This window comes from Candidatus Paracaedibacter acanthamoebae (genome assembly GCF_000742835.1).
GTDB classification, from domain to species: domain Bacteria; phylum Pseudomonadota; class Alphaproteobacteria; order Paracaedibacterales; family Paracaedibacteraceae; genus Paracaedibacter; species Paracaedibacter acanthamoebae.
Window position 1 is genome coordinate 15,111 of record NZ_CP008941.1, and the last position, 12,935, is coordinate 28,045.

Annotated in this window: 5 protein-coding genes; 3 read left to right on the top strand and 2 right to left on the bottom strand. The window is 43.1% G+C overall.

Features of this window, described 5'->3' with window-relative positions:
* Positions 1–25: 25 nt before the first annotated feature.
* Positions 26–1,144 carry a hypothetical protein gene (locus ID47_RS00075; RefSeq protein WP_038462611.1) on the bottom strand — a complete coding sequence of 373 codons (1,119 nt, stop codon included), beginning with the start codon at positions 1,142–1,144 and terminating at the stop codon, positions 26–28.
* A 350-nt stretch (positions 1,145–1,494) separates the two neighbouring features.
* On the opposite strand from ID47_RS00075, the gene ID47_RS00080 reads away from it, so the two are divergent.
* The gene (locus ID47_RS00080; RefSeq protein ID WP_038462613.1) at positions 1,495–2,568 is read left to right on the top strand and encodes a TraB/GumN family protein; all 1,074 of its coding nucleotides are present in this window, start codon (positions 1,495–1,497) and stop codon (positions 2,566–2,568) included.
* A gap of 282 nt (positions 2,569–2,850) precedes the next feature.
* On the top strand, positions 2,851–3,759 hold the full coding sequence (locus ID47_RS00085) for a tyrosine recombinase XerC (RefSeq protein ID WP_038462616.1): 909 nt from the start codon (positions 2,851–2,853) through the stop codon (positions 3,757–3,759).
* A 3-nt stretch (positions 3,760–3,762) separates the two neighbouring features.
* Here ID47_RS00085 and ID47_RS00090 read toward each other — a convergent pair whose 3' ends face one another.
* Positions 3,763–5,169, bottom strand: coding sequence for a M48 family metalloprotease (locus ID47_RS00090; protein ID WP_038462618.1), 1,407 nt, complete (start codon positions 5,167–5,169; stop codon positions 3,763–3,765).
* Between the two features lie 289 nt (positions 5,170–5,458).
* Here ID47_RS00090 and ID47_RS00095 point away from each other — a divergent pair, with 289 nt between their 5' ends.
* Positions 5,459–12,931, top strand: a complete 7,473-nt coding sequence (locus tag ID47_RS00095) for a DUF637 domain-containing protein (protein WP_038462620.1) — start codon at positions 5,459–5,461, stop codon at positions 12,929–12,931.
* The last annotated feature ends 4 nt before the right edge of the window (positions 12,932–12,935 follow it).

The following is a 12,935-nucleotide window of genomic DNA, read 5'->3' on the forward strand; positions in this document are numbered from 1 at the left end:
CAAGACACTGTGGGAAAAATCAAGCTTACCACCATCCACTCCATGACGGCGAAGCAGACGATTTTTTATCAGATGAAGGTGGGCTTTGCCAACTCAATAAACTGCCAAGCGTCGATACTCCCTCGACAAAAGTACGATCCACCCGTGAAAAATGTTCCCGAACATTTTCCTGAGTGTCAGTTGATATTTTTTCTAAAAAGGGAAAATGTAAACGATATTGCTGAACAAAGTGAATAAATTTTTTTTCAGTGTCAGAGTCTCTAGCTCCGATCCATTTAAGACCTTTTGTTAGGATTGATCGATTGTGTTCATATAAATGCTTAATATACTCACAACTGTCCTCATAAAAACTTAACAGATTAGGCTCCAAGATTTTCTGAATGGCTTGGACTAAAATAGAGGAGCGCGTATCAGTTGAAAATAGTGTTGTATATTGATTGAGATGCATTTTAATGTTCACTGTAAAAATAGTAGATTTTTTTTCCCACATCTCTTTCGCATCTTCTGCGCGGGGCTTGCAATAGCTATAGAGCAAGTCTGATATGGATGAGGAATAATAGCAAAAAATCAGGTCTCTAATTCCATTATCATTGGGGCTGTTTGTCACTGAGTCTGCTATTGTTTGTATGTTGTTTTTGTGACGTGCTGTTAGGATCTCCATCTTGCTTAAATTGACATAACCGTGCGTGTTATTCTTGATGAAAGCGTCCTGTAAGTCGCGCTGTAAGCTCTCAAGGTGTAAATTAACTAAAGTCTCAATTGTTTTAAGATGCTCTGAAGATATTAGTCGACGACCATCAAATTGACGTTTATCAATTCCTTTTTGTTCCACAATAAAAGAAATAAGATCTTTCTTATTAAAGTTAGGATTCGTTTTTTCCGGGAGAGGCCCCTTTTGATTGATAACTTCCAGAGCGACGCGATAATTATCCCCTTCCTCTTGTTGGTCTAAGAGAGCTGCGGTTGAAGAGGAAAGAGAAGGCTCCCTAAAATCTTGACGATTCATAGCGGCAAAATCACTCATCAATTGATCGAGGATTTTTGTCCCTTGATTATTTTGGTTGAATGAATGCGATTCAGCACTGGAAGAGGCAATCGTTAGGGCTATCAATCCCAGATAGATATGCAATAATATTTTAAACATACCGTTCTCATCGTTATCTTTATATCCAATAATAATAAGAATAAGTAAAAAAATTGCTAAACAAAAGTTTTTTTTGAGAGTAATTTAGAATGGAAAGTTGTAGATCTATCAGGCAATTCTGGTAGAAATAGCTTGGGGCCATAGTAGCAGGCAAGGAAAGTGGCAACGCATCTTAATCATGAAAATATTTGCTGCCTAAGCATCATTTTTAAAATTAATGGTTTTTGCGGTTTTTTGTTTTCAATAGAAGACTTAATGCTCTTAAACGTTAGATTTACTTAAAAAATCTCCTCTTTTAAATAAAATATTATTGTAGTATTCACCTTTAATTTAAGAAAAGGATTGAATTAATGATAACAAGAAAAATCATAATATTCTTTATGCTTGCCTTTAAACTAATCAACTCAGTAAAGGCCACGGAAGACTTATCTGAGACAAAAGATAAATCCTCTTTGGGATCATTTTTATATCAGCTGGAAGGGAGTGCTGATCAGTCTGTTCGACCGCCGGTTTATTTGTTCGGTACGGTCCATACTATGCCCCATACCCTGATTCAAGAGGATGTAAAATTTCTTCTTACAAAGGCCCAAATCTTAGCTAAAGAGATCGGTTTTAGCAATTATGAAAAGTTTCCAGAGTTATATGAGTTTGGAGATGTTAGCCTTGATCACCTTAAGGAAAAAGGATTCCTTACTGCTGTTCCTCCTCAATGGCCTTCTAAATATTTATCTCCTGAATACAAGGGAATGCTGGAGGAAAAATTCAACACCGATTTACAACAAGCGTGGGGATTAAAATTAGAAGAAGTTCCACCGTCCATCATTCATCACTGTTTAAAAAGCCATTTTGAAATTAGGATCAGAGAAATTTTAGAACAAGTTCCATCTTTAACCAACAATCCAAATGTAACAAATGCAAGTGAAGTAAAAACGGAAATTCCGACCATAGATTCTTATATTAAGTGCCAGAAGTATGAGAAAATGTATGATCTGGAAGACGGTCTTATTAGGCTTGAAACCTTATACAATCTACCTGACTTAGCGACAGAAAAAGTAGAAGTTAGTGTAAAAAAAGTTGAAAAAAATTTGGAAGATTTAATTGAGCTTTATAGCCATGGTAAAAATAAAATTATAGAAATTTTTCATGAGCAAACCAAAAAAAATGAAAAAGCTTTACTGGGTAAAACTTTAAGTGAGGCCTATCTTACTGGAAACACAGAAGAATTGATGAAAGGTGTCGATGAAACGACTTTTAAACGCAATCAATTGTGGTTGCCAAAAATAGAAGACATTATATGTCAGAATAGTCAGAGTTCAATTTTGATTATGGTTGGAGCGGCGCATTTATTAGGAGAAAAAGGATTATTAAATTTACTTAAAGCTAAAGGCTTTAACTTTACTCCTCTCACCACTATAAAATATTAGTCAATTCGAATAGAGTATTGGCTATGGGCTTGGAGATAAGAATATGATCGATAAAATGCGTAAAGCAGAAAAACCTTCTTATCTCTAAGTCTTTATTTTAGAAAGCTTCTTTTATTGATTGATTGGGTTGTTGCAAGATGTTAAATATTCACAATTCTCCTCTTTAAAACTTTTTAGGTTATAGACGGTAATGTGCTTCTAGGGGGGGCATATTGGGGCTAAAATTCCTCGTCTTTAAAGGGCAATAGGTGTAGATTAGAATAATGAAAATTGGAGTGTTGAATGGATGATATAGTTTTAAAGTGGGTGAATTATCTTACTACTGTGAAGCGATATTCTCCACATACTATAACCGCCTATAGCCAAGATTTGCGGCAGTTTCTTAGTTTTTTACAGGACTATAAAGGGGCGCCTGTTACTTTACAAATGATCAAAGAATTAACTCTTAAAGAGTTAAGAGCTTGGTTATCTGCTCGCCTCTCAACAGGATTTTCTCCCCGCTCGACAGCAAGAGCTCTTTCGACTTGTCGCAGTTTTTTTAAATTTTTATCGCGGAACTATCAATGTGAGTTATCCGTAATTTCTTTGCTGGAATCGCCCCGGATTAAGCAAAACTTGCCGCGTCCCTTGTCTCTCGAGCAAGCAGAATCATTATTGTTAGAAATTGATGGGTATGCCAGTGAAACCTGGGTCGGTTTAAGAGATCGTGCCCTATTTACGCTTTTGTATGCAACGGGCATGCGTATTAGTGAAGCCTTAAGCCTTAAAGGGGATGTGGTGACAGCAGGTGATCATATCGCCATTCGGGGAAAAGGTGGAAAAACCAGAATGGTTCCTTTAATGCCTGTCGTGCATGAGGCGATTTCTAAATACGTCCAATCGTGCCCTTATCCCATAACTGCATCGACCTTTTTATTTTTAGGTGTCAAAGGAAAAGTTCTAAGTGCTACGGTTGCACAATTATCCTTACGCCGCTACCGGCAAAGTGTTGGTTTACCTGCTTCCGTAACACCCCACGCTTTGCGGCATACGTGTGCAACTCATTTAATGCAAGAAAGTTCTGATTTACGGGGGATTCAAGAATTATTAGGTCACGCAAGCCTATCTTCCACGCAAATCTATACTCAAATAGATCAGCGCCAACTTCTGCAGGCCTTTACGAAGGCTCATCCGCGCAGTCGGTCAGACTAAACCTTAGCCATCTTTACCACCGTTAATATCGCGTTGGAGATCCAGGGCCCGTTGATGGCTTGGCGATCCTTTGGGTAGCGTCTTGATGGCGAGAGCTACTTTGGACTTTGCAAGGTCATTATCACCTTTTGTAAAAGCTTCTTCTGCCATCGCAAGGGAGGCCTCTCCCATGTTATTACTCTTTCCCTCGGCAATTGCTAACAGGCGCCACGCAAAAGAATTATCCGGATCTTTTTGAGTGATGGGCTGCAATAACGTCTTGGCGCGGGCTTCTTTATTCGGTTGCTTCGATTCAAGAATTGCATGGGCTAACATGACTTTTAGGTACTTGGCTTGGGGGCGTTTTTTTGATGCTTTTTCGAGCATATCAATGGCTTCATTAATTTTGCCAGTATCAAATAAGATCTGTCCTTTCATTTCATAATACCAACCGCTATCCGTTGTTCGGATGAGAGAATCAAGTTCAGCCATGGCTTCTTGATACCGTCCTAGACGATAGAAGGCAATTGCTTTAGCATATTGTTGTCCTTCAGCTGATAACTTCTTCTGGGATAATTGCTTTAATAGAGTTTCAGGAGGATCAAAGAACCCAAGAACTTTACCGCGTAAGCGTTGGAAATTGGCTTCGATAGCGGCCGACGGCCCTTGATTTTCGGTTGCTGATGCATGATCCTGAACGGCTTGAATACGCTCGCTGGTCATCGGGTGAGACATCGCATAAGGGCTAACTTGTTGGGCATATAAAGCTGTTTTGCTATCAATGATTTTGAAAAAGTCACGCATACCGGTGACCCCCCATCCCAGAGTGTCGAGATATTTCATTGCCGCTTGGTCAGCTGACGATTCTTGAGTACGGCTATATTTTAGCATGCTCCGTTCAAAAGCGTGACCACTGCCGTAAAGGCCAGCCGCCAGCAAAGATGGATTCCCGGTTGCCAGGGCTAAGGCTCCCCCTAAAATTAAAGCTGTTCCTGCCGGAATCATTGCTTCGGTCATGGCTTGATCCATCCGCGATACGTGGCCGCCGGCAATGTGGCCAACTTCGTGAGCCAGCACGCCCAAGAGTTGAGACGCATTTTCACAACGGGCAATCAAACCAGTCTGAATCATGATGACACCGCCCACGGTGGCAGCTGCGTTAATTTCTGAGTTAACAATCAAATAAATTTTGGGGGTATGGTCCTTTAAGCCGGCAACTTTAAAAAGTTGATTTATCCAGCCGGTCAGTAATTCCTCTACTTCATCATCCACAATAACTGAGTTTTGTTTAAATTCAATAATAGCGTTCGCAATTAGCGGAAAAAGTAAACTTAAGGCAAGAAAAATACGGGCGATCATTGGACTACTCGGTAAACCAATCAGTTTTATTGAATTAATCATGACACAGATATGGATATTAGACAAACCCAAGTCAATAATCCTTTTTCGTAATTGTAATTTTTTAGCTAAAAAATTAAAATATTAGTTAAATAAATCTAAAATTTAATAAAATAAATGTAATTAAAAACATACTCGAAAATAATTAATTATAAAGTTCATTGAATTATTTTTCAGAAATGGTGAAAAAAACAAAAAAACAGCATTTTAGGGGCTTGAAAAAGTCTTAATAAAGTATTAAAACCTCTTTCAGATTGTTGTTCTTTCGACCAAAGCCCTCGTTATTCATGTAATTTCGGGGGCTTTATTATGGGGTAAAAATATGGCTGTTTTTCGTAAAATTATTTCTTCTCTGGTGCTTGTTTCTTATATCAAGATGTTGGTGGTAACATCCTTTGCGATGGAACAGCCCCACCAATTCAGAATTCAAATTGATCGACAATTGGATAAGCAGAATCAGCTAGAGATTCTTAATCTTAGCCTTAGCCAGAAAAAGCAAAACGAAGATAGCTACGAAACCATCGACCATGACTTTGTGAATTTTATCCAGCATGAGTTTTCACCAAATACCTTGCCACGTTATGATGGAATTGAGGCCATTGAATGGAATACGTCTACTTTTGGAAAAATTGTTGTTGGCTATGATGGCCAAATTACTTTGGCTGGCATTGAGATCCCAACCGACACCTTCGAAATCCAAACGCCAGGCATGGTCTTGTTGCAAAACTGCTCTATTCATACTCTCATCTTAGAAAGTTATGGCTCTATATTGATGGGGGGAAGTACGCTGAAGAAAGTGACGGCATCCCATGATGCCAACGCGGGTATAATTGTGCGCGGCAGCAGTCCCGATACCTTAGCCAACTTATCCTTAGTAAGTGGCCATTTGCATAATGCCGGTATCCTTCATCTTAAAGGACAAAACCGTTGGGATTTGGGTAGCAATGCCTTCGTTAATTACAATCAACTATGTCTTGAGTCTGGGGCTTCTTTGCAAATTGTGAAGGCTCTCACAATCATCAATTTAAATAAGATTAAGGGGGATGATATTAGCGTGACCTCCCCTTATCAAAAAGGGTTGCCTCAAAAGGCTGACGATGGCAGTGCTGTATTACAAAAATTAATGGCTCTACAAGCATATAGTCAAACCTTAGCTACTGCTTTAGAGGAAAGTGGTCTTGTTGACAGCTCTGTTCCGGAGGATTTAAAAGGCGTTTACCCTATCCTTGGCGGTGTTGTAAACACAAAGCAGTTTCATGCAAAAAAGGGCAGTTTTTTTTGCTCAGAGATTGTTAACCATAAGAGGGCTTCTTTTAAAATTACTGATTCACCGTGGTTTCTAATTAAAAAAATTAAAAATGGAGGCCACTTTGTTTTAGGAAGTAACGATCAGCTCTCCACTGGGTCTATTCCCTATTTGGTGAATAAAGGAACCTTTGATTGTTCAATCAATTTAACGTTAGGTCGCTTAAAAACCTATTCATCAAGCTGCATCCGATTTTCTTCTAAACAATATCTTTCGGTTAAGTCACCGTTTAAACTGTATGGAACAATGGTAGGAAGCGGAGAATTGCAGTTAGCCGGGGCAGGCGAGAACTTTGGCCATATTGTTCTCAACGGACAGACAGATAATGCATCAGCCATCCTTAATCTTGTGGGGGCCAATCCTGGCCTCACCAATCATGGAACGATTTCCAGTACCAGTCCTTTGACCGTAACGGGCCGGGGAAAGCTTGAGAATCACAAAACCATCGAAGCGCCGACCTTAAAGCTTGAGGTTCCCACGGTTCAAAATGATGGACTGATGAATGGGGACATTGTCGAGGTTCGCTCCCCTGACCTGGATAATACTAAGGGTGATATTCATGCGGCACAAAAAGTGAGCATTTTGAGCGCTCGTCTTAAAAATACCCAAGGAAAAATTCATGCAGCCGATGATGTGATTTTGCAAACGGCTGACCTTGATAATAAGAGAGGAAGCATCAGCGGCCTAAAGAATACAAATGTCTATATGAATTCTCCTAAATTTACTAATAAAGGCGGCGAAATTGGCGCTAAGGGCATAACCAACCTTGTATTTGATAACGTATCTAATATTGAAGAGTTGGGCACCATCAAAGGAAATAAGATTGGGCTGCGTGATCGTTCACCGTCTCAGAATTTAACTTTACAGAATGGAACTGTCGCGGCTGACACCTATAGTGTTATCTATGGCACCCATCTTACCGGCACGAATCTTGATTTTCAAACGCCGAGCTTATATTTATATCTCTCGTCTTGGACATTAAATGATCAAATTAATTGCGAGCGAACACTTTGGGAATGTAGCCCCCAAAAAGATCTAGAATTTAATCACCCTTATCGCACCCGCGGCACTTTTGAAATCTGGCTGAATACTTTTAAAAATCGGCAGGAGGTTGTCCAGGAATGGACAAGGTTGTATGGGGATAAAAGCCAGCCCCTTGCGGAGCCGAAGCACACCATTCGCCTTAACGCTAGTATCCAAGCCGATAAAGGGATGAGAGTGTATGCCCCTGAAGCTACTTTGGAGATACCGGATAATCAGCAAGACAGAGCGACAGAATTATTATTTAAGGACGGTAACGTTGATGCTCTGATCAGTAAATTTGATATGGAACGGGGGGTAATGAGTGCCTTAAATGTCGACAGTTGGGCAGCTCATGGTCACTTTATTGGGCGGTTAGTCGAAGATCCGACGCGCATCGGATTAGCAACATTTTATAGTAATCGCCAATCGGGTGCATCCTCCTCTAACATAGGATCTTATAATTCAGCCAAGAGCTGTGAAATATTTGGCAAATCTGTTCCTACTTTTTATGATGGTCGGCATCTTCAGGTTTTGCCCGTTTATACCACCAACGGAACTGCATTCGACATAAAACAGCAAACTTCCTTCACAGGCCATATGATTTTACAGGGAACCCTTAAAAGTCATGATTTAATCCTTGATTCTTCAACTCTGTCAAAAGGCACAGCCTGTTCGTTAGATATTGCTAATAATTTATTTTTTAAAAATGGAGGGGGGCTTCAACTCAATCGAGTGGAAAGTAAAGCGCATCATCATTATTATAGTATACAAGCGGGGCATAATTATTTGTCCTGGTGGGTAAGAACTTATACCCACTGTCATAGCGATGCTGCCAGTTTAGAAGTCCAAGGAACGATTGATGCAGATAGGTCGACGCCTCTAACTCTGATCGGCTCGACGTGGTATGCAAAAGTTATGACTCCTCATATAAAGCACACAGACTCTCCTCTTACTTGTAGTTATTTTCAAAAATTCTATGATCGGGCCGCGTGCGAAAGAGAAGGTTTTCTGACCGCCCAATATAGCGGTAGACTCCGACATAGTGGAGTGACAATTGCACAGAATTACCACTTCCCTAACCCTATGGACAATACGGGATACGCTGCGCCAAACAGTCCGCACAGTTATGCCGTCGGTTTCTTGAGGAAAACTAACAACTTTGAAGGCGCCCAGGCAGTTTTCCCCAGTTATAAGAGTGCTTCCACAGGAATTATTGCATCTACAGCCGAGGAGTCATCAAGCCAAACGGTGGATGCCTCCATCAGCACCCCCTTCATGTTGGTTACCATGGGCAGTGGTAATTTAGCTTTAGGCAGCCCAAATCCTTATTACATCGCGCCAAAAAACCCGATTCAGGATTTGATGGCGAAGGGATTCAACCTTCAAACAACTTATATTGCACCCAACCTCAAAGAACTGATTGGTCAAGCTCACTCATCACAAATCTTCTTTAAAATGCATGAGCGTTTCTGGTTTGATAGTGAGAAAGCAGAGCAGTTCTATCGTGATATTTACGATCATGTCCATATTGTTAGTGCGTCTGGTCTAAAAAAGCTAAACGGTCCGACTATTTTTTCCATTAGTCCCGGCTTCTTAATTGATCGGGTCCGCAAGTCTTGCCAAGAGACTTTAATGCGCGGTTATATCTATGACAATCAAGCCATTGATGAAGAGTGCGTTAAACAATTGCACCGAAATGCGACGGAGTATGTAAGTCAATTAAAAGGAGACACGGCTGACGCCCCTCAAACTTTGGTAACCCTAGCATCCTCTCTCTCTCAGCGGTGGCCAGATAAACCGGTTATCTTTTATGAGGCAGGAAGTAGCCAAGGGGTAGAAGAACTTTCTCCGAAAATAGTATTCCCATTGTCCATGATGCAGAATGCCCGGGCTGAGCGCGGTGGCTTGAGTCGGATTAATGTGCTGGCCATTTTACCAGCGTCCATGACACCGCAGCAGATGATCGAATCTTACAAAGACGACCCGCTCCTGCAAAGGGCTTTGCTTAACCATTTTGAAGGTCACCCTGAGACCGTCACTCAGTTAGAACACCAAGCTCAACGCCATCAACAACGCCTGTTAACTTACAATCCGGAGTGGTCGCCAACCGAAAGTGATTTATCGTTAATACCGTCTTCGTCGTCTAGCGCGGTATCCTCGTCGATGCAATCGACCGCCTCATCCAGTTCCGGCTTGGGGTCTGTGACTTTGTATGGAACCTTCCGTTCCGACCAAGTCGGGATCATCAATGAAGGACCCGTCAACATCTATGCCACTATAGAAGCTGAAAATGCCTTCCTGGCCTCTTTGTACGACAATGTGATCTTAGAATCGAGGAAAGAGCGCCTTTATCGGGATGCGGAAAACTTTATTGAACATATCCCTGTCCCCGCCCGTGTTGCAGTGCAAAATATTCTCAAAATTTACAGTGGTCAGAGTGTGATCATGATCGGGGCGCAAACCGATTCTAGCGTGATGACGCATATTAAGGCGCTAGCGGATATTATTGATGTGCCAGTTGAGCTTCTAACACAACATATAGAGTATTTTACGAGTCGTAAGAAAAAAGGTCGCATTCAAACCAATACGTCAACGGCGGTGGCCTCTCGGCATACGACTAGGGGGCGATTTGTTGGGGAAGCCGGCCATAATCTCATTGCACAAAAGACCGCGGTTGAGGCACGTCAAATTGATATGGTCGCCGGCAACAATGTTGAGTTTCGAGATGCTCATGATAGCATCACAATTCAAGGGACTATCACTGGTAAGGGCTCGTTCGGTAAGAAAAAGAAATGCCAGTTTACTGAACAAACCCAGACATCCTTTGGGGTGACTCTTAAAGCCGACGTTGTTAACGTCACGGCTGTCACTGGTACTATTACCGCCACCAATCCGACCTTTGAAGCGATTGAAACGAACCTCAAAGCCCTCGAAGGACTGGTCTCCATTCTGTTGGGTGTGAACAATCATTGCTTTAGCTCAATGAAAAGCAGTAACAGTTCTGTGTGGAACCGCATGGGCCAACGCACGGAAGAGCATACAACCTATGCGCGACCGAAGTTCACCGGCACCGTCAATATTGAATCCCGAGAAAGCTTAGTGCAATTGGTGGATGGTCAAGCCAATGCGTTCTTTGACCATATCAAGCAACAGGGTGGCGTGCTGGAGAAGAAATTCTTAGCAGAGCTGCACAAGAGTGAGTATAAAAAGGTCCAGGGCCCGGGCCAAGCGCTGATGGCCGTGATCGCTGTTGCTGTGTCCATTGTGACCTGTGGGGCGGGGGCGGCGCTTGCAACCGGCAGCACATTCTTGGCTGGCAATGCGACGGCCATTGCGATGCTGGATGTGGCTGTCAGTTCGGTGGCAACCCAGTTTACCGTCGGCACCCTGCAGAATGGCGGTAATTTCCTTAAAGGTGCCAAGACCCTTGTGAATAAAGACTATATTCGCTCCTTGGGGGTCTCTCTTGTCACGGCAGGGATTACTGCTAAAATTGGCGGTGCGTATGGCATTCAAAAGCCAGACGCTAACTTTATCAAAATCGCAAGCAATCCTCAATTGTTGGCGGCCCACTTCCAGTACAATTTATTGAACCAAACGGTGAACACAGCCGTTCGCACAACGCTTGGCAAGGAAAGCTTTAAGGGGGCGCTGGCTGAAGGGGCTAAATCTGTTGCGGTGGATACGGCAGCGGCGTTTGCCGCCAACAAGATCGGGCAATGGTATGCTAAGGGGGAAGTTAATCCTCTCGAGCAGAAAGCCCTGCATTTTGGAGTTGGATTCAGTATGGGCTTAGCAGCGCATGGCCGAGTGGATGAAGCTTTAACAGCGGGGGGTGCGGCGGTTCTATCCGAGACAATGGCCGAAGGCATTGTAGGCGATCATGAGTCTCTAACCGAGCAAGCAAGACAGGATGTTCAACAGGAAGGCAGGCCTTTAACCCAAGAGAATATCGACAAGGCTTCTCAGGTCCGCCGGCAAAAGGCAGCAAACTGGGCCAAGCTTGGTACAGCTGTGACAGCGTTGGCAACCCGTACCAATGTTGATGTTGCCGTCCGCGCAGCCACCAATGCGGTTGAGAATAATTTCCTGACCACCAGCGTCTTATATGGCAGGTCGGATGATGCATTTGCCGAGATGTTTGAGAGAAATCTTGAGGAAGAGGAAAAACGGGGCAAAGACGATAAAGGGCCAGAGACAGAAGAGCGGGGTCGCAGCCGAGAGCGTGATCCTCGGTCTCATCAGAGTAAAAGCCAAAGTCCTCCGCGACGGGCCGATGCTAGCTTTGAAAAGTTTAACCGCATGGTATCTGGAAGCCGCGACGCTCTATATGACGGCCAAAAGCGTTTCAGGAACGGTGAGCGGACTATGGAAACCTTCTTAAAGGCTCACGGTGCTGATTGGCTTGATACCTTTGGGTATGCAGTAAAAGGTGCAGATTTTCTGACTGGTGGAGCAGTTTCTCAGGCTGGAAAATTGATGGGAGATATTTCTGAAGGAGCGAATACTAAAATCCGTCGGAATGTACGAGAACTGACGGGGAATCAATATTGGGCTCAAGAGGCAGGCGACTATGCGACATTCTTAGGCTCCTTTTTCGTTCCGGGGCCGGCAGCAGCCGCTAAAGCGACTCAACTTCTTACGATGGGTAAAATAGCTAGCGCCACGGCGAAGTTAGTCAGGCGTATCCGAATGGCTGACGCGCTGGATTTAGCAGGGATCAGCCAGGCTCCCACCTCCAAGTTTATTTATCAACAGTATGGCAAGAGCCAGCCTATCAAGAAGACATTGACTCGGATAGCAAATGAAAACCGAGCTCCTTTTACAGCTCAGAGGTCGGCTAATGCGAATCGTTTTTATGACGAGATGCGAGCCGTGGCGAATGGCAGCACAGTCCATCAGTCGACGCCAAGCCTCTCTCATGCGCCTCGGATGTCCAGTGGTAGTAGTAGCGGCGGTAATCCTTCTACCAGGGTTGGGGCAAGTTCTAGCGCCAGTGGTCAGGGCGCTTCATCCAGCATGAGACAGGGAACAAACGGGGGCAGTACTCGAGGAGACACCTCGCTGGGTCGTAATCTCATCACCGGTGAGCTGGAACCAAAAGGGAAGGGGAAAGTTGATACTCAGCCTACTATTCCATATGTAGCAAAGCAGCCTAAGTCAAACTCATTAAATGCGACGAATTCTTCAAATAATGCGACTGCTAAGCCTATGGTGCGGCGTGCTCCAGAGTTTCCAGGCGGAAGTGTGACTGAATCAGAATTTTTAAACTTTGCAGAGCAATATCTAGGTAGTGGCTATTCAAGCTTACCTAACGGACGTTACATATCGCAAGATGGCTTAAGGCAAGTAAGATATGGTAGGCATGAAGTTACAAGTTCTAGACATCATGGGCACTTTGAAGCATATAATAAACCTGGCGGTAACATTATTGAAAATACAGTTGTTGAAATTTTACCGGATTAAAGAA